This window comes from Thioclava arctica, assembly GCF_040892615.1.
Lineage (GTDB): Bacteria > Pseudomonadota > Alphaproteobacteria > Rhodobacterales > Rhodobacteraceae > Thioclava > Thioclava arctica.
Map to the genome: position 1 here is coordinate 1 of NZ_JBFRYC010000008.1, position 18,015 is coordinate 18,015.

At 61.1% G+C, this 18,015-nt stretch carries 18 protein-coding genes, 3 pseudogenes and 1 riboswitch; of the genes and pseudogenes, 15 read left to right on the forward strand and 6 right to left on the reverse strand.

Annotated elements, in window-relative coordinates; translation table 11 throughout:
- Positions 1-234 precede the first annotated feature (234 nt).
- Positions 235-1,250, forward strand: a pseudogene (locus AB4874_RS20080) (IS110 family transposase).
- Between the two features lie 49 nt (positions 1,251-1,299).
- Positions 1,300-1,521: pseudogene (locus tag AB4874_RS13210) on the forward strand (IS481 family transposase); the annotation flags it as partial.
- 66 nt (positions 1,522-1,587) lie between these two features.
- On the opposite strand, the gene AB4874_RS13215 reads toward AB4874_RS13210, so the two are convergent.
- Positions 1,588-2,523 (reverse strand): nucleoside hydrolase, encoded by a 936-nt coding sequence (locus tag AB4874_RS13215; RefSeq protein ID WP_368392328.1) that lies wholly within the window; start codon positions 2,521-2,523, stop codon positions 1,588-1,590.
- Between the two features lie 137 nt (positions 2,524-2,660).
- Here AB4874_RS13215 and AB4874_RS13220 point away from each other — a divergent pair, with 137 nt between their 5' ends.
- Positions 2,661-3,437, forward strand: coding sequence for a hypothetical protein (locus AB4874_RS13220; protein ID WP_368392329.1), 777 nt, complete (start codon positions 2,661-2,663; stop codon positions 3,435-3,437).
- 6 nt (positions 3,438-3,443) lie between these two features.
- Here the strand turns inward: AB4874_RS13220 and AB4874_RS13225 are convergent, their stop codons facing one another.
- Positions 3,444-4,442 carry a Fe(3+) ABC transporter substrate-binding protein gene (locus AB4874_RS13225; RefSeq protein WP_368392330.1) on the reverse strand — a complete coding sequence of 333 codons (999 nt, stop codon included), beginning with the start codon at positions 4,440-4,442 and terminating at the stop codon, positions 3,444-3,446.
- 173 nt (positions 4,443-4,615) lie between these two features.
- Entirely contained in the window at positions 4,616-6,505 is a 1,890-nt protein-coding gene (locus AB4874_RS13230) for an ABC-F family ATP-binding cassette domain-containing protein (protein WP_368392331.1), read from the reverse strand.
- A gap of 232 nt (positions 6,506-6,737) precedes the next feature.
- Here AB4874_RS13230 and ndk point away from each other — a divergent pair, with 232 nt between their 5' ends.
- Positions 6,738-7,160, forward strand: a complete 423-nt coding sequence (gene ndk / locus AB4874_RS13235) for a nucleoside-diphosphate kinase (protein WP_368392332.1) — start codon at positions 6,738-6,740, stop codon at positions 7,158-7,160.
- Here ndk and AB4874_RS13240 read toward each other — a convergent pair whose 3' ends face one another.
- The 3 genes from AB4874_RS13240 to AB4874_RS13250 all read right to left on the reverse strand — a co-directional run bounded on the left by AB4874_RS13240 (position 7,161) and on the right by AB4874_RS13250 (position 8,508).
- Positions 7,161-7,508: a TfoX/Sxy family DNA transformation protein gene (locus tag AB4874_RS13240; RefSeq protein WP_295532199.1), complete on the reverse strand. Its 348-nt coding sequence runs from the start codon at positions 7,506-7,508 to the stop codon at positions 7,161-7,163.
- A 150-nt stretch (positions 7,509-7,658) separates the two neighbouring features.
- Positions 7,659-7,793, reverse strand: a complete 135-nt coding sequence (locus AB4874_RS13245; RefSeq protein WP_368392333.1) for a hypothetical protein — start codon at positions 7,791-7,793, stop codon at positions 7,659-7,661.
- A gap of 226 nt (positions 7,794-8,019) precedes the next feature.
- On the reverse strand, positions 8,020-8,508 hold the full coding sequence (locus AB4874_RS13250; protein ID WP_295532203.1) for an RrF2 family transcriptional regulator: 489 nt from the start codon (positions 8,506-8,508) through the stop codon (positions 8,020-8,022).
- Between the two features lie 98 nt (positions 8,509-8,606).
- Here AB4874_RS13250 and AB4874_RS13255 point away from each other — a divergent pair, with 98 nt between their 5' ends.
- The 11 genes and pseudogenes from AB4874_RS13255 (at position 8,607) to AB4874_RS13305 (ending at position 17,905) form a co-directional block, all read left to right on the forward strand.
- Positions 8,607-8,837, forward strand: a complete 231-nt coding sequence (locus AB4874_RS13255) for a hypothetical protein (RefSeq protein ID WP_368392334.1) — start codon at positions 8,607-8,609, stop codon at positions 8,835-8,837.
- Positions 8,822-8,968: a hypothetical protein gene (locus AB4874_RS13260; protein WP_368392335.1), complete on the forward strand. Its 147-nt coding sequence runs from the start codon at positions 8,822-8,824 to the stop codon at positions 8,966-8,968. Before AB4874_RS13255 ends, AB4874_RS13260 begins: the two co-directional genes overlap by 16 nt.
- 95 nt (positions 8,969-9,063) lie before the next feature.
- A pseudogene (locus AB4874_RS13265) lies at positions 9,064-9,213 on the forward strand (DUF5368 family protein); the annotation flags it as partial.
- The gene (locus AB4874_RS13270) at positions 9,210-10,223 is read left to right on the forward strand and encodes an SLAC1 anion channel family protein (protein ID WP_368392336.1); all 1,014 of its coding nucleotides are present in this window, start codon (positions 9,210-9,212) and stop codon (positions 10,221-10,223) included. The pseudogene AB4874_RS13265 and the gene AB4874_RS13270, both read left to right, overlap by 4 nt.
- Before the next feature lie 363 nt (positions 10,224-10,586).
- Entirely contained in the window at positions 10,587-11,558 is a 972-nt protein-coding gene (speB, locus tag AB4874_RS13275; RefSeq protein WP_368392337.1) for an agmatinase, read from the forward strand.
- Positions 11,555-11,998, forward strand: coding sequence for a DUF1499 domain-containing protein (locus AB4874_RS13280; RefSeq protein WP_295532213.1), 444 nt, complete (start codon positions 11,555-11,557; stop codon positions 11,996-11,998). The genes speB and AB4874_RS13280 overlap by 4 nt, the downstream gene beginning before the upstream one ends.
- Positions 11,999-12,101: 103 nt before the next feature.
- The gene (locus AB4874_RS13285; RefSeq protein ID WP_368392338.1) at positions 12,102-13,145 is read left to right on the forward strand and encodes a DUF475 domain-containing protein; all 1,044 of its coding nucleotides are present in this window, start codon (positions 12,102-12,104) and stop codon (positions 13,143-13,145) included.
- 32 nt (positions 13,146-13,177) lie between these two features.
- A riboswitch (cobalamin riboswitch) is annotated at positions 13,178-13,377 on the forward strand.
- A gap of 137 nt (positions 13,378-13,514) precedes the next feature.
- Positions 13,515-15,329, forward strand: a complete 1,815-nt coding sequence (locus AB4874_RS13290) for a TonB-dependent receptor plug domain-containing protein (RefSeq protein WP_368392339.1) — start codon at positions 13,515-13,517, stop codon at positions 15,327-15,329.
- 28 nt (positions 15,330-15,357) lie between these two features.
- The gene (locus AB4874_RS13295; RefSeq protein WP_368392340.1) at positions 15,358-16,179 is read left to right on the forward strand and encodes an ABC transporter substrate-binding protein; all 822 of its coding nucleotides are present in this window, start codon (positions 15,358-15,360) and stop codon (positions 16,177-16,179) included.
- Entirely contained in the window at positions 16,176-17,159 is a 984-nt protein-coding gene (locus tag AB4874_RS13300; RefSeq protein ID WP_368392341.1) for a FecCD family ABC transporter permease, read from the forward strand. Before AB4874_RS13295 ends, AB4874_RS13300 begins: the two co-directional genes overlap by 4 nt.
- Positions 17,159-17,905, forward strand: coding sequence for an ABC transporter ATP-binding protein (locus tag AB4874_RS13305; RefSeq protein ID WP_368392433.1), 747 nt, complete (start codon positions 17,159-17,161; stop codon positions 17,903-17,905). The genes AB4874_RS13300 and AB4874_RS13305 overlap by 1 nt, the downstream gene beginning before the upstream one ends.
- Positions 17,906-18,015 lie beyond the last annotated feature (110 nt).

Below are 18,015 nucleotides of genomic sequence, written 5' to 3' on the forward strand. Positions count from 1 at the left end.
CTCATTATAGGCAGTCCAATTCGTTGTCTTGTAGGTCGGTGCTGTCGGTTTGCTCATGCCCATCAGCTACCACACTGGATTCACGACATGAATCCCTACCGGATTTGTGCAACAGAGCCCCAATTACGCATGCTTTGGGCCGCCCGTGAGTAAGATCACCCCGCCATTTCTTTCAGCCTCAACGGGTACTTGGGCGCGAGGCCCGTATGACAAGAATAGGTAATAGGGAAAGGAATGCAGGATACCGTTGGGATAGATGTTTCGAAGGCAACTCTGGATGCATATTGGCGGTCTGGCAGGCAACACCAGGTTTTTAGCAACGATCAGGCTGGGCTAAAGCAACTTCTTCGCTGGATCTGCAAAGCCAAGGCCGCGTTGACGGTTTTTGAGGCGACGGGTGTCTATGATCGGCAGCTTCAGGCGTAACTGGCGGCGCACAGCTTGCCCTTTGCGCGCATTAATCCTAAACAAGCCCGGCGTTTTGCCGAGGGTATCGGGCAGCTGGCAAAGACGGACAAGGTTCCTTCTCGGGCATGCTTCGCATAACCTGTCAGGCAGCGGCTTCTGCCCTTTTGGCACGAATGGGATCCCTTCTTGATCTTGAAGCAGAGAAGCCTCGATCGCAGAGTGCAAATGATCTTAAAGACTTGGCCACAGCTCGGCAGGCTCTAATCAAAGATAGGACAGCCGCAAAAGCACGCGCGCAAACAGCCGCCGTCCTTTTGCTCAAAGCACAATTCAACATGCGCCTGAAACAGATTGAACGAGATCTCATGCAGCTCGAGGCGGCCATCCTAAGCGTAATTGCGCAGGATTCTGCTCTTTTAAAGAGCGCCGAAATCCTTGCGAGCATTCCCGGAATTGCGACGGTATCTGCCTGCGCGATGCTCACAGAAATGCCCGAGCTGGGGAATATCTCAGGCGAACAGGCGGTGTCTCTGGCGGGCCTCGCCCCCCCCTCGGGCCATTGCTGCGCAATGCCCTGCCGGACAATGAATGTCACGACAATCGGGGAAGTGGTAGGGGAGAGAGCACATTCGCGGTGGTCGCGCAGAAATGCGACGCTCTTCATATTTGCCGCCGGTGGCTGCAACGCGCTTCAACCCCGACATGAAGGCCAAGTATGATCAGTTGGTTGCATCACAGGAAAGTGCAAAAAACTGGCGATAACCGCAATCATGCGAAAGCTCTTGGTCATGGCAAATTCACTCCTGCGAGATCGCAGGAAATGGGCCAAAATCCATCCTTGATCAATACGGATACTCATGGTTTCCAGGGCAAACCACTGCCGGGCAGTGGAACCGCGCGATCAAAGAAGCGACAGTCAAGCGATGCGATTACGACAACCACGATCAGTTGCGAACACACCTCGCCGACTTCATGGCGGCTTACAATTTCGCCCGCAGGCTCAAGACCCTCAGCGGCCTCACACCATACGAATACATCTGCAAAATCTGGACATCGGAGCCAAACAGATTCAGCCTAAACCCGATCCACCAGATGCCGGGACTGAACAGCTAGGAGATTTCAATACAAACTTGCGCGATGAGCCAAGTAAATAACGGTCAAACTAGGCCCCCGCAGCCCTTAAAGCCGCGCAATGCGCTCACTCAGGAGCGTATAAAATCCGGTCGCGTCAATATCGCCCATGAACAGCGCATTTGGCGCGCGATTGGTGACGCCCCACCAATCGGCGACGGTCATGCCCATTGTCAGCTCGGACTGGGTTTCGATCTCGACATTGATATGGCGCCCGGTGAACAGATCGGGCGCCAGCAGATAGGCGATCACGCAGGGGTCATGCAGCGGCGCGCCCTGCGAGCCGTATTTCGCCATATCGAAGCGCTCGAAGAAATCGGTCCAGCTGGCAACGGCGTGACCCACCTGCGTGCCCATCGCGCGAAACGCCTCGATGCGCGCGCGCGAGGTCAGTGCCTTATGGGTCACATCCAGCGGCATAATCACAATCTGAGCGCCTGATTTGAACACAATTTCAGCGGCTTGTGGGTCGACATGAATGTTGAATTCTGCCGCAGGCGTGGTGTTGCCAACCTCGAAATAGGCGCCCCCCATCAGCACGATCTCGGCCACGCGATCCTTAATATCGGGGGCGCGTTCGAACGCGGTGGCGATGTTGGTCAGGGGGCCGAGCAGGCAGAGGGTGATCGTACCCGCAGGGGACTCGCGTAAGGACTCGATCAGGAAATCGACGGCATGCTGCTCCTGCAATGCCATCTCGGGCTCGGGCAGAACGATGCCGTCCAGCCCGCTTTTGCCATGCAAATATTCCGCCGTCACCAGCGCGCGCGCCATCGGGCGATCACAGCCTGCAAAGACGCGCATATCGGGCCGCCCGGCCAGTTCGCACACTTTGCGCGCATTCAGCGCCGTCAGCGCCAGCGGCACGTTGCCCGCCACGCAGGTGATGCCGAGCACTTCAAGCTCGGGGCTGGCCAAGGCCAGCAAAATCGCCACCGCGTCGTCTTGGCCGGGATCGGTGTCGATGATGATCTTGCGCGTCATGTTTGCCCTCTCGCTGTCGTGCCAAGATGGGACAGGGCGCGGGCGTTGTCCATCCGCCGCGAAACCTTCCTCAATCGGGCGCCTTTTCGCCATATTGCGCCGCTATTTCTGAGGCCAGCAATAACCGGAGGCAGAGCATGAGCCGGCACCATCACCTGTTTATCGCGTCGCCCGCCTCGGGGGCGCTTGGGGCGCAAGTTGCGCGCAGTTTGGCCAGCGGGCAGGCGCAGCTTGCCAAGGCAGGCTATGGCGAGGCCGTGCTGGGGCCCCATCGCAACGGCCAGATTCATCTGGATGCGAAGTTGATTGGCGATGTGAGCTGCGGGCTGTTCAGCTTTTTCGAGCAGGCGGGCAAGAATGCGATGCGCTTCGCGCGGCGTCTTGATGCGCCCATTGGCCGGGTGGTGATCCAGACGCTGCCCTATGATCAGTATTACCCGATGATGTGGCGTCATATGGCGACAGGGCGCGCGCTGAAACCCTTTGAGGGCGCGGTGGCGCGGCTGATGGAGCGTCCGCGGGGCTGGGCGCAGGTCATTGCTGATCTGCACGCAGCGCTTGCGCCGCAAGAGATCGTGGTGCTGCCCGCTCCGGTCTTGGTCGAGGAAGCCTTGGCCGCTTTGGTGCCGGGCGCGCGGTTGGACCCGCGCACGCCGCCCCAGTTGGATCGTCCCGATAGCGCGATTGCGATGTTGCAGCGCCTGCACCGGGCCAATGTCACGCTGGACCCCCATCAAATCCAACGTCTCGCGGCGTTTCACGCGCGCCAGCCTCAAGGCGCCCCGTTGGCCGCGTTCAACGCGATCGACAGCGTCAAGCTGCGCAAACGTTACGCGCAGGATATGGACCAGATCGCCGCGATGGCGCGCACGCGCATCGGCGCCGATCTGGATTTTGCAATCGCTGCGCAATAGCGCGCTTTAGCCGTCGATATCGACCTGATCGATCAGCTTGAGGGCGGCAGGGCGAAGCGCGGCGATCTTATCCAGAGATAGCGTATCTGGCTTCAGCACGCCCCAGCTTGCCACCAGTTTCGAAGGGGCCACCCCCGGTTTCACCGGAAACTCGTGATTGGTCTCGGCATAGATTTCCTGCGCCGCGTCCGAGACCAGAAATTCCATCAACTTCAACGCTTCAGCCTTGTTTGGCGCGGCTTTGGTCATCGCTACACCGGAAATGTTGACATGCGTGCCCCCGCCCTCAAAGACCGGGAACTCAAGGCGCACCGCATTGGCCCATTCCTGCTGTTCGGGATCAGCCAGCATCTGGCCCATGTAATAGGTGTTGCCCAGCGAGATATCGCATTGCCCCGCCCAGATCGATTTGACCTGACTGCGGTCATTGCCCTCGGGGCGCTTGGCGAGATTGGCCTTGAGGCCCTCTAGCCACGTTTTGGTCGCGGCCTCGCCGTGATGGGCAAGATAGGCGGCGGTGAGCGCCACGTTGTAATCGCTGGTGAAAGAACGGGTGCAGATGCGGCCCTTCCATTTCGGATCGGCGAGATCTTCATAGGTGGTCACCTCGCCCGGCGCGACGCGATCTTTCGAGGCATAGACGATGCGCGCCCGCGTGCTGAGCGCGAACCACTGGTTGCCCGGATCGCGCAGATTGGCCGGGATCGCGGCGATCAAGCCGGGGTCATCGACGGGCTGGGTCACGCCCGCAGCCACGACCTCTTCTATGCGCGCGATATCGACCGTCAGCACCAGATCGGCGGGGCTGCGTTTACCCTCGGCGCGCAGGCGTTCGAGCATGCCTTTATCGACGAATGCGGTGTTCACTTTGATGCCGGTCTGCGCGGTGAAGGCGTCAAACAGGGGGGCGATCAGCTCGGGTTGGCGATGCGAATAGACGTTCACATCGGCCAGCGCAGGGCTGGCGATCAGGGCAGCCAAAGTTAGGGATAGGGGCGTTTTCATGTCTCTCTCCTGTCACGCGGTTCGCGGCCAGAGGTAGAAGGCGATCACGCTTTCGTCAATAGTTGAGTGAAATTATCGGAAATAAATTTGACGCAGAAAAGGAAACGCCCGGCGCATGAGCGAGCCGGGCGTCGTTTCGGGGCAACGATAGGGGCCAGCGCCCTTGCGCGCGATCAGCTCTTTTCAGCCGTCTCGAATTTTTCCAGCGCTTCAAGCCAAAGCGCCTCGGCGCGGGTCATGGCGGTGCGCAGCTCGGCGTGTTTCTTCGACCAACGTTCGGCCTCGGCGGCGCGGGCGGCGGAATAGAGCTTGGGATCGGCCATGATTGCATCAAGCTTTTCGAGCATCTCGGTCAGCTTGGCCACGCGCGCCTCGCTTTCGCGCAGCGCCTTTTTCAGGTTTTGACGTTCATCGCGCGCAGGCTTTGGGGCGCTTTGCGTAGCGGGTGCAGCGGGCGCGGTTTTTTGCGATTGCTTGGCCGGTTTCTGTTTGCCCGCCGGGGCAGCCGGGGCCAGCAATTCGGCGCGATAGCTGTCGAGATCACCGTTATAAGGTGCGACGCCACCATCTTTGACCAGCCACAGCCGATCGGCCACCAAGCTAAGCAAGTGCATGTCGTGGCTGACCAAAATCACCGCGCCGGAATATTCCGTCAGCGCCGAAACGAGCGCCTCGCGGCTTTCGATATCGAGGTGGTTGGTCGGCTCGTCGAGGATCAGCAGATGGGGTGCATCGAGCGTCGCCAGCAGTAGCGACAGTCGCGCCTTCTGCCCGCCCGAGAGCTTGCCCACAGCGGTTTCCGCCTGATCGGCGCGCAGGCCAAAGCCAGCGAGCCGGGCGCGCAGTTTGGCCTGCGCCTCGTCGGGGCGCTGGCTGCGCAAATGCTGCAGCGGTGTTTCATCAAGGTGCAATTCGTCCACCTGATGCTGGGCGAAATAACCGATGCGCAGCTTAGACGAGCGGGTGATCTTGCCCTCCATCGCCTCAAGCTTACCGGCGAGAAACTTCGACAGGGTCGATTTCCCCTCGCCATTGCGCCCGAGCAGCGCGATGCGGTCGTCTTGGTCGATGCGCAGATCCAGCCGCTTGAGGATCGCGGGGCCACCATAGCCGACAGCCGCGCCCTCCATCGTGATAATCGGCGGGCTCAACTGTTCGGGTTCGGGGAAGCTGAACACCTGTTGCGCGGCCTCTTCGGGCGCGGTGATCGGCACCATCTTTTCGAGCATCTTCACGCGGGCCTGAGCCTGTTTGGCCTTGCTGGCCTTGGCGCGAAAGCGATCCACAAAGCTTTGCAGATGGGCGCGCCGGGTATCTTGTTTCTTGGCCTGCGCGGCTTGGGCCTCGCGGCGCAGCGCACGGGTGCGCGCGAAGGTGTCATAGCCGCCTTGATAGAGCGTCAACTGGCGCTCTTCGAGATGCAGGATCGCGCCGACCGCGCGGTTAAGCAGCTCACGGTCGTGGGAAATCACGATCACGGTGTGGGGGTAGCGGGCCAGATATTGCTCCAGCCACAGCGCGCCCTCAAGATCGAGATAGTTGGTCGGTTCGTCCAGCAGCAGCAAGTCGGGCTGGGCAAACAGCACGCCCGCCAGCGCCACGCGCATCCGCCAACCGCCCGAGAAATCCGAACAGGGGCGGGCTTGGGCCTCATTGTCAAAGCCAAGACCGCGCAGGATCGAGCTGGCGCGCGCCTCGCCCGACCATGCGTCGATATCGACAAGGCGGGACTGAATATCGGCGATGCGATGGGGGTCGGTGGCGGTTTCGGATTCCGCCAGCAGGCTGGCGCGTTCCTCATCCGCCGCAAGAACCGTGTCCAAAAGTGAGGTCGAGGACGAGGGCACTTCCTGTGCCACACCGCCAACCTTGGCGCGCGAGGGCAGGGTGATTTCCCCGCCATCCAGCGTCAGCTCGCCCCGGATCAGGCGAAACAGCGTGGTTTTCCCCGCGCCATTGGGCCCGACAAGGCCGACCTTATGGCCCTCGGGGATGGTGGCAGAGGCACCTGCAAAGAGCGGGCGGCCTTCGATCGAATAGGATATATCTGTGATGCGCAACATGCGCCCTCCCTTGCAGCAGGCAGGCGGGCGCGTCAATCGGCGCTGCGTCGATGGTGGCGAAAATGTTGCCCATAAAAGGCGTGCGCGCCTTCATGAAGTTGCAACGAAGCTGTGCCATATCGGGGCGCGACACGCGCGTGAGGGCTTTTCAAGCCCCGCCCTGCATGCTAGCAGGCGCGAGATATTCAGGGCCGGACAGACTGGCCACGAACCACCAATGAAAGGGTCACAAATGGCCATCGAACGCACGCTCAGCATCATCAAACCCGACGCAACCCGTCGCAACCTCACCGGCAAGATCAACGCCAAGTTCGAGGAAGCCGGTCTGCGTATCGTCGCCCAAAAGCGCATCAAACTGACCATGGATCAGGCGGGTCAGTTCTACGAAGTCCACAAAGAGCGCCCCTTCTATGGCGAGCTGTGCGAATTCATGGCGTCCGAGCCGGTGGTCGTTCAGGTGCTTGAGGGCGAAAGCGCGATCTTGAAAAACCGCGAAGTGATGGGCGCAACCAACCCCGCAGACGCGGCTGACGGCACGATCCGCAAGGAATTCGCGCTCTCCGTGGGCGAAAACTCGGTGCATGGCTCGGATGCTCCCGACACCGCGGCGCAGGAAATCTCGTTCTTCTTCTCGGGTCTCGAACTCGTCGGCTAATCAGCGCTTTTTGCGCAAACCGATATCATCAAGGGCCGCATCCAATCGGGTGTGGCCCTTGTCTTTTGGGGGTGGTGCGGCTTTGGCCTCGGTGCAGAGCGCGTCAAAGGATTTGCGCAGATTTGCTTTTTCCGCCCCCCGGCAATCATTCCAGGGCCGACCTTGCAGCGCCATGTGCAGCGCGTAATAGCCGATGAAATGCGCGCCATTGCCCGCTGCCAGCCAAGCACGATAGGCCTCATGGGCGCCAAGCGCGCGCAACTGCTGCGCGCTGGTGATCCCGGCGCGGGCAAAGCCCTGCGCGCTGGCAGGGCCGAGACCGGAAATTGAGGTGATTTCGTCACTCATCTAACACCTACACGCAATCGCGATGGGGCAGAGTGGCGTGGGGCGCGAGGGTGCGCAAGTCGAGCCAGAAACCGGCGCAAGATTGCGAAAAATAGCGCCGGTCAGGAGGGGTGACTAGCGCCCAAGTGAGGGCGCGTCGCCGAGGCGATCTTAGATCGACGCCCAGTCGTTAAAGACTGTTCCGCCTTGCTGCTGCGCGCCGCCTGTCTGGCCTTGTTGCTGGCCGGGACGGGGCGTTGCGCCCTGTTGTTGTTGACCGGATTGGCCGCCCGATTGCTGTTGCATGACACTTGCCTCATCATGAGTCGCGTTGTGCGGGGTGAGTCCCGCTTGTGGTGCGACAATTAGGCTCAGGCTTGGTCAGGTTAAAGGGGGGGTCAAGAAAAACTGAATTATCTGCGCAATCCCGTGATCGGCCGTCATGAAACTGTGACAGAACCGACACGAATGGCAGGCTGGGCTGAGAATATTGGCAAAACTATGACGCGGCGCCTCGCAGGAGAAAACCCGCCTAACGGGTCGCGGCCAGCGTGTTGCGTGTGCTGCAGATTCGCATGCTTTCGCCGCGATCAAGATGCAAGATCGCCTCAAGTGCGGCGTTGTCGGTGACCAGATCGGCCAGCGTCTTGCGATCAAGAGCGCCGTAGAACGCCTCAAGCGCCTCGATCAGCGCTTCGCGCAGCAAACAGGCCTCGCTGAGGGGGCAGGTGTTGGTTTTGGCGTCAAAACATTCGGCGAAGGGCAGCATTCCCTCAAAGGTGCGCAGCACATCGCCCACCCCGATTTTTTCAGGTGCGCGCGCAAGTTCCAAACCGCCAGAGCGTCCGCGATGGGTCTGGATAAACCCGGTCTGGGCCAACGTGTTCACCACCTGTGCAAGATGATTTTCCGAGGCATTGCAGACCACGGCGATCTCGTGTTTGCGCACGATCCGGTCCGAATTTACCGCGCAAAACATCAGCACACGCATCGCGAGGTTGCTTCGAGTGGTCAGCCGCATTTATGCCTCCGGGGCTTGGGTCGCTTCACTCATACGTGATAATTTGCCCGGCCTGTTTGATTTGTGTCAGTTCTCGCTCGCTAAATAACACATCACAGATGCGCCATTATGTCAGCCCCGAGGTCTTGGTGCAGACCAAGGCAAAGATCGTGATTGTGGGCTCGGGGGCTGCGGGGACGGGGCTGGTTAACCGTCTGGTGGTGGCAGCCCTTGGGCGTGACATGGGGGGCAAGATTACGCCGCCGCCATCGACCCCGGGGCACAGCGTGTCACTACCAAGGGCGGCGACGCGGTCGCCTCTGATTTTCGGGTCGTGGCCACCGGGCTGAAACTGGATTGCGACGCGGTCGAGTTCGACTATCAGAACCGTCTGACTCTGCCCTTCCTCGGTGTGATCTCACCGCTCGAAGAGCTGTGGATGTCGTGGCTGATGCAGGAAGTCACCCTGAAGTCACCCTAAAACGCGATGCTGCACGCAAATTCCTGCTGGCGTAGATGTTCATGCCCTTTGGCGCGGTCGCGGCGGTGGCGCAGATGTAATGGGCCACCCATTCGGGCTTTGTCGATATCGGGGGGGCGATTGACTGGATCGTGCTTCTTGGTGTCGCAGGCGCTGGGGCTATCGGAAGCGCGATCCTTGTTTATACTGTTCAATCTTTGATCAAGGGTCGCCAAAGCGCAGACCATATGGAGGGCGCAAAATGAGCACGACTGAGATGGCGCCAAGCGGCGCCCATAACCGGCTGGAACATTTCCCGATCACGTTTTTTGCCACCACGATGGGGCTGGGCGGTTTCACGCTGGCTCTGCGCGCGGCGGCCAAGCCGATGGGGCTGGGGCCGCTGCCTTATCAGGGGATGTTTGCCTTCACAGCGGTCGTTTTTGTGCTGATCGCTGCGTTTTACCTCGCCAAGGCGGTGAAATACCCCCAAGCCGTCAAGGACGAGTGGCATCACCCGATCCGGCTGGCATTCTTTCCGACCATCGCGGTGTCGCTGCTGCTGTTGGCGATCATCGCGATGAGCGTGTCGCACGCGCTTGCGCTGACGCTATGGATCGTGGGCACGCTGCTGCAAGGGACATTGACGCTCTCGGTTGTGACCAACTGGATTGGTACGCGCTCTTTCCTGCATGGTCAGTTAAATCCGGCTTGGTTCATCCCTGCCGTGGGCAATGTAATTGTTCCGGTGGCGGGGGCGCAACTGGGGTTCACCGAGATCAGTTGGCTGTTCTTTTCGGCAGGCATGATCTTTTGGCTGATCCTGCTGACGCTGGTGTTCAACCGGCTGGTGTTCCACGACCCGATGCCGGGTAAGTTGCAACCGACGCTGGTGATTATGGTCGCGCCGCCCGCCGTAGCCTTTATCGCGTGGCTGCGTTTGACGGGGGAGGCCGTTACGCCGGGCGCGGTGATCGGTCATGGGGTCGACCCGTTCGCCCATATCCTGCTATCGCTGGCCTATGTGTTTGCTGCCCTTGTGGCGGTGCAGATCCCGCGCATCCTGCGCCTGCCTTTCGCCATGAGCTTCTGGGCGCTCAGCTTTCCGCTGGCCGCGTTGACCATCGCGACCTTCCTGCATGGCGAATACGCCCATTCCATTGCGCATGAGCGGTTGGGGATGGTGTTTTTGGTGGCGCTGACGGTGCTGATCGTGGGGCTGGTCTGGCGCACCATTCTGGGCATTCTGCGCGCTGAGATTTGCGAACCCGAATAAACCGGTTCACTGGATTGCTTCGTGAAAGGGTGGGTCTTGGCCCGCCCTTTTTCGTGCTGCCAGCGGCATGGGTGTGGTGGTGTTTCTCAAAAGAAGGCGGCGCGCCAGGTTGCCCCCGCGCGCCGCTTGATCTTGTCGCCAGCCTTATTTCTGCTCGGTGAGCATCGTGAAGGGCTTGGCTGTGGTTTTGGTGCGCAGGCATTCTAACTAAACTTACGAAAGCGCGAGCTGCTTGATTCAGATCATGATCGGGTGGGATGTGATCAATCGCGGGGTTTGGCAGGGAGGCGCTGTATAAAACGCGGTGCGCTTGACGTTGCGCACGCGCCGCGCCACATCTGAGAGCAACAACCGGGGGATAGCATGGCACTGGAAGATGCGAAGACACAGATCGATCAGGCTTTTACGCGTGCTGAACTGCGCGGCCTGAGTTTCGAGAATGCCTTTGGCGGGGCGACGAGTTTCCTGCGTCGCCGCTACAGCAAAGATCTGAGCGGGGCGCAGATTGCAGTCACGGGCATTCCCTTTGATCAGGCGGTCACCAATCGCCCCGGCACACGGTTTGGCCCGCGCGCGATCCGCGAGGCAAGCACCTTGCAAGCCTTCGATGCACCTTATGGCTGGGGCTATGACCCGCTGAGTGAACTTTCGATCGTCGATTACGGCGATATGGCGTTTGATTATGCCAATGTCCCCGAGGTGCCGACACGGATCGAGGCGCATCTCGCGGGCATCATCAACGCCGGGGTTGTGCCGATCACGCTGGGGGGGGATCACTTCATCACCCTGCCGATCTTGCGCGCGATTGCGGCGCAGCACGGCCCGGTGGCCCTGATCCAGTTCGATGCCCATTCCGACACTTGGGCGGATGATGATATGAGCCGGATCGACCACGGCACCTTTTTGTACAAGGCGCTGAAACTGGGTTTGGTGGCGCCGGAAACGACCGTTTCGGTGGGCATCCGCACCGATAATCCCGATACGCTGGGCGTGAGTATCCTCGATGCGCCCTCGGTGCATCAAGACGGGATCGAGGCCAGTTTGGCGCACATTCGCAAAGTGGTGGGGGATCGCCCGACCTATGTAACCTTTGATATCGACTGCCTTGATCCGGCCTTTGCTCCCGGCACCGGCACGCCGGTTTGGGGCGGTCTGGCAAGTTGGCAGGCGGCGGCGCTGCTGCGCGGCCTCAAGGGGATCAACATGATCGGCGGCGATGTCGTCGAGGTCTCGCCCCCCTATGATCCGACCGGAGCGACGGCCATCGCGGGGGCGCATGTCGCGACCGAGTTGATGGCACTGGCGGGCTGGGGGTTGCGCAAAGAGGGCCGATGAGAGTGTTGCAGATCATCCTGGCGCTGATCGCGGTGCTTGTGGTGCTGGGGGATGCCTATGTGCGCCTTGCACCTTTGCCCAGTGATCGTTTTCACCGTCAAACGGCCCCGCAAGCGGCGGGCGATTATCCGTCCAAGGGCGGGATCGTGGCGGTGCGCGATGTGTCTGACCCCAAGGCGCAAATGGTCGCGCTTGACAAGATCATCCGGGCCAGTGCGCGCACGCGGGTGCTCAACGGGTCGGTCGCCACGGGCCATATCAGCTATGTGACCCGCTCGGCGCTGTGGGGCTTTCCTGACATCACCAATCTTTATGTCGGCAAAGATACGCAGGCCGGTAGTGGTACGCTGACGATCAGTGGGCATCTGGTTTTTGGCGCCTTTGATCTGGGCGTGAATGCCGCGCGCATCAAAGGCTGGCTGGACGAGGCGGGGCTGTAGCGGCGTAAGGACAATCGTGCCACAGCAGCGAACTCCCGCGACGTGACACCTTGCGCGGATGCCGGGGGCTTCTTATCTCGCGGTCACGCCAGCAGGAGCCAGCATGACGACCGCGTTGCGATATTTCACATGGGCCTTCGTGGTCACAATCGTGGCGCTGATCGGCGCTTTTGCGCTGGGCTATCATCACGAGGGCACTTGGGGCGGTGCGTTCTCGTTCTTGCTGATCGCGGCGGTGCTTGCGGTGCTGGAAATCTCGCTCAGCTTTGACAATGCCATCGTGAACGCCAACAAACTCAAGACGATGAGCCCGATCTGGCAAAAGCGCTTTCTCACTTGGGGGATCGTGATTGCGGTCTTTGGAATGCGCGTTCTGTTCCCGCTATTAGTGGTTGTGATCGCGGCAGGTATCGGGCCCTGGCAGGCGATCCAACTGGCGGCGCAACAGCCCGCCGAATATGCGCGCATCATTGACGGCGCGCATCTGTCGATTGCCGGGTTTGGCGGATCGTTCCTGATGATGGTCGCGCTGAACTATTTCATCGATGAGGGCAAAGATGTGCATTGGATTCACACGCTCGAATGTCGGATGCGCGCCTGTGCCTCGGTGCGTGGGCTTGAGATTGGCTTTGTGCTGCTGGTGATCTTGGGCTTCACCCTTTGGCTGCCCGATGGGCGCGAGGGGGATTTCCTGTTCGCTTCAGTGGCAGGTCTGGCCACCTTTCTGGCCGTGGAGGTGCTGGGGCAGGTGCTGGATCGTGCGAGCCTTGCCGCGGAAACGGCGCGCGCTGGGCTTGGTGGGTTTCTTTATCTCGAAGTGCTGGATGCCTCGTTCAGTTTTGACGGCGTGATCGGGGCCTTTGCATTGACCCAAAACCTGTTCCTGATCGCGATCGGGCTGGGTGTGGGGGCGATGTATGTGCGCTCGATGACGCTGATGCTGGTCGAGCGCAACACCCTCTCAGAGTTCCGCTATCTCGAACATGGTGCGTTCTGGTCGATCCTGATCTTGTCGCTGGTAATGTTTTTTCAGACCTTGATGCATGTCCCCGAGGTAATCACCGGGCTGGTGGGGGCGGGGTTGATCGGGCTGGCGCTGATGTCCTCGATCCGGTTCAACCGCCGCCTTGGTACGCCTCACAAGTGATGAATTTTTCTTGACACGTGGCGCTGGGCGCGGCATTTCGACAGCACTTCGGTTCCGCGCAAGCGGATGAAAAGGGAACCCGGTGCGGCGCAGCTTGCGTTCATTCCGGGGCTGCCCCCGCAACTGTGAGCGGTGAGTGACGGCTGACTGAGCCACTGGGTCTATGATCCGGGAAGGCCAGCCCGAGCGACGACCCGCAAGCCAGGAGACCTGCCGAGGCGCTCATCCTTTCGACCCGTGCGGGGCGCGCGGGAGAGGCGGTATTCCGCTTGTGGTGACAGTTTCACCGTCGGCGGAGATCTCATATTTCCAAAGACTTGCACTGTAAACTTCACGTAAGCCACGCGCTGCGTTCCGAAGGATTTGGATATGACTTACACCCGTTTCACCGCAACTCTTCTGCTTGGAACCGCCCTTGTCAGCCCGGCATGGGCGCAAGACAATCAACCCTTCGCCCTTGATGAGATCGTGATCTATTACGGCGCGCTTGAGCCGCGCTCGAGCGATAAGACCGGGCAATCGGTCACCGTGATTTCCAAGGCTGAAATGGAGCGCGCCGGCGAAACCCGACTGGCTGATCTGATTGCACAGACGCCGGGCGTGGGCATTCTGGCGCGCGGCCCGATGGGTGCACAGACCGGGTTTTCGATCCGCGGTGTGTCGCAAAACTACGTCAAGGTGCTGGTGGATGGGATCGATGTGTCCGACCCCTCGGCACCGCAAGTCCTGCCCGATCTCGGTCGCTTCAACAGCTTGAACTATGACCGGGTCGAGATCCTGCGCGGCTCGCAATCGGCGGTCTATGGCGGGCAGGCAGTGGCAGGCGTGATCAATCTTGAAACGCCGCGCCCGACCAAGGACGGGATCAGCCAGCGCGTCGCTTTGGAGCTGGGGTCTTATCAAACGGCCAATGCCGCCTATAGTTTTGGCTGGAAACAGGGCGATGATGAATTGGCGGTGCAGGTGTCCAAGATCTACACGGCCGGATATTCGGCGGCGGATGCGGCAAACGGCAACACTGAAAAAGACGGTTACCGTGCCAACCGGCTTAGCCTGCGTGCGCAAAAGCGCCTCAGTGAGAACTTGCTCGTCGGGATCACCGGGTTTGCGCAAAACGACCGGGGCGAGTTCGATGACGGCTTTTCCACGCCGCCCGTCGATGACAATGAATTCACGCTGCACAAGGAACGCGGCGCGCGCATGTTCGCGCAATTCACTATGGGGCGGTTCGATCACGAGATCGGGCTGACCTATTACACCACCTCGCGCTATTATCCGATCTATGACTACGGCTATAGCGGCAAGCGTCGCAAGATTGACTGGAAAGCCGCGACCGATCTGGGGGCGGGCCGATTGACAATCGGGGCCGATCGCAAGCTTGAATCCTACACCGGCACCTATGTCACGGGGCAGGTGCTGACCTCGGATACCGGGGTGTTTGCAGAATATGCGGTTGACCCGATCAAGAATGTCAGCGTCGTTGCCTCTGCGCGCCATGATACGCATTCGCAATTTGGCGGGTTCAACACCGGGCGGTTGGGTGTGACCTGGCAGGCCAGTGCGGACACGCTGGTGCGTGGCTCTGTCGGGAACGGTTTCCGCGCGCCCTCTGGCTATGAGATGTTTGGCTATGGCGGCTCCACCAGCCTCAAGCCGGAAAAATCGATGAGCTATGATCTGGGGCTGGAGCGCAAATTCGGCAAGCAAACCCTGACCGCCACGCTGTTTCGGATCGAAGTCGACAACCTGATCGACTACGCGGCGGGCAGCTATTACCAGACTTCAGGCAAAGCCACGCGCCAAGGTCTGGAGCTGGGTCTGAAAGGGGCGATCAATGCCAAGATCGACTACCAGATCGGCTATACCTATCTGGACTGGAAAAACCCGGCGGGCCTATCGGCGGGCTCGACATGGAACACATCCTTTGGGCGCAACACGCTGACTGCGGGGCTAAGCGCGAAGCTGAGTGACACCTTCACGGCAGGTGCGGATCTGCGTTTTGTCACAGATCGCCAGAGCCTGCCGGATTACGCGGTGGCCAATGCGCAGATCAGCTACGATTTCGGGGATGGCAAACAGGCCTATCTGCGCATCGAGAACCTGTTCAACGCGCAATACGAGTTGTGGCCGGGTTTTGGCACGTCGGATCGCGCTGCCTATGTTGGGGTGCGTGCGACGTTTTGATCCTCGCAGGGCCGCTTGGCGTGCCCTGGTGACCGCCGCCCTTTGGGTGGCGGTTCCCGCTTGGGCGCAACCTGCTGATCTGCCCATGCGTGTGGTCTCAATGAACCTGTGCACCGATCAGCTGGCGTTGGCGCTGGCTGATCCGGGGCAGATCGTTTCGCTCAGCCATTTCGCGACCGATCCGGGCATGTCGGTGCATTGGAAACAGGCTGAGGATTACCCTCTAAACTATGGCCGTGCCGAAGAAATCTCGATCCTGCGCCCCGATTTGGTGCTGGCTGACACATGGTCGAACCCTGACACGATCCGGATGCTCAAGACGCTGGGCATTCGCGTGGAGCAATTGCCGCCCTCGACCTCATTGCCCGAAATTCGCGACCGCATCACCAAGATGGGCGCGTTGCTGGGCCACCCCAAACGTGCGGCCAAGATGTTGGCGGATTTCGATGCGCGTTTGGCCGCGATCAAGCGCCCGGCTAAGGGGTTGCGCGCGGCGGTGATCGGGCCTTCGGGCTATGGCTATGGGCCGCGCACGTTGGAGGGGCAAATTCTGGCACTGGCGGGGTTTGACAATGTGGTCAGCGGGCCGGGGCTTGATTTCGGTGGACGGTTGCCGCTGGAGGATCTGGTGATGGATCATCCCGATCTGGTGATTGTCGGCGGCTCGCAAGGCAGCATGGGCACCAGCCGGGCGCAATCGGTGCTTGATCATCCGGTGTTGCGCGATTTACCTACGCAGCGCGGGTTGCGTGATGCCCGCTGGACCTGTGGAGCGCCTGCGATGTTGGGGGCGGTGGCCGATCTGGCGGCGCTGGGGCGTAAAATCGAACAAAGCAAGGTTTCGCAATGAGTTATCGCGCGATCCTCATCTGGTTATCGCTGGCGGTTGCGGGGCTGTTTTTGGCCTCGTTGCTGATCGGTCCGTCCGGGATCGGTCCGCTGGAGGGGCTGCGCGCGCTGTTTACAGGCGAGGGCGCGCCGGGTCTGGTGATGCGCGAATTGCGCCTGCCGCGCGCGCTGTTGGGCGTGGGTGTGGGGGCGGCGCTGGGGCTGTCGGGGGCCGCGATGCAGGGGTTCTTGCGCAACCCGCTGGCCGAGCCGGGGCTGATTGGCACCTCGGCGGGGGCGGCGCTTGGTGCGGTGATTGCCATTCAAACCGGGCTTTATGCTGCTTTCGCGCTGGCGCTGCCCTTTGCGGCCCTTGCGGGCGCGGGCGTGGCGGTTGCGTTGATACTGGCACTGGCCGGGCGTGAGGGGCGCGCCTTGGTGCTGATCCTTGCGGGGATTGCAGTGTCGGCCTTGGCGGGGGCAGCGACGGCGCTCGTGTTGAACCTTGCGCCATCGCCCTATGCCGCAGCCGAGATCGTGTTTTGGCTGATGGGTTCGCTGGCGGATCGCGCGATGACCCATGTGGTCTTGGCGACCCCGTTCCTGATTTTGGGGGCGGTGATTTTGCTCGCGACGGGGCCGGGGCTGGATGCGTTGAGCCTTGGCGAGGATGCGGCGGCCTCGATGGGCGTGTCGCTGAAACGGCTGCGTTTGCAGATTGTGTTTGGCAGCGCGCTGATGGTGGGGGCGGCGACAGCTGTTGCAGGGGCGGTCGGTTTTGTTGGGCTGGTCGTGCCCCATCTGCTGCGTCATTCGCTGGGCGCGCGACCCTCGCGGCTGCTACCTGCCTCGGCGCTTGGGGGGGCGGCGATGCTGCTGGCCGCCGATATCGCGACGCGCGTGATCGCACCCGAGCGTGACCTGAAACTGGGCGTGCTGACCGCGATCGTGGGGGCGCCGTTCTTCCTTGCGATGATCCGCAAGATGGGGCGGGAAACATGATGCTACAGCTTGAAAACCTCACGGCGTTGCGCGGGCAATGCCCGGTGGTTGATGCCGTGAGCGCCAGCATTGGTCCCGGAGAGCTGATCGGTTTGATCGGGCCAAACGGGGCGGGCAAGACGACGCTGATGCGCGCAGCACTTGGGCTGATTGCGCATCAAGGCGACAGCTCTCTGGCGCGACTTGATCCGATGGCTCGGGCGCGCGCAGCCGCGTGGTTGCCCCAAGCGCGCGAGATCGCTTGGGGGCTGTCGGTGGCCGAACTGGTGGCGCTGGGGCGTTTGCCGCACGGGCGCGATCACGGGGCGCAGGGGGCAGAGGCGGTCGCAGCGGCGCTGGCTCGGATGGGTCTTGAGAATTATCGCGTGCGCATCGCCACGCAGCTTTCGGGCGGAGAGCAGGCGCGGGTGCTGATTGCGCGCGCTCTGGCCCAGCAAAGCCCGCTGATCCTCGCCGATGAGCCCATCGCGGGTCTTGATCCGGCCGCCCAGATCGAGACGATGGAGGTGTTTCGTGCGCATGCCGACGCGGGCGGGGCGGTACTGTGTTCACTGCATGATCTGGGACTGGCCGCGCGCCATTGCACCCGCGTTTGGGTGATGGATCGCGGGCGTCTGGTGGCCGATGGCCCCCCTGCCACAGTGCTCAGTCGCGCGCTTTTGGCCGATGTGTTTCACATCCGCGCCCATTTTGAAGACACCGCGCAAGGTGCTGTCTTCCAAGCGCTTTCGACATTGAAGCGCTAAGATAGGCCAGCGCTAAGACAGGCGCGCTCTCGCGTATAAGTGATCCCGCTTCGCGGCGCGCTATTGGGGTGCAATTCGCGGATCATACGCAACGATCTTGCCAAGAGAGA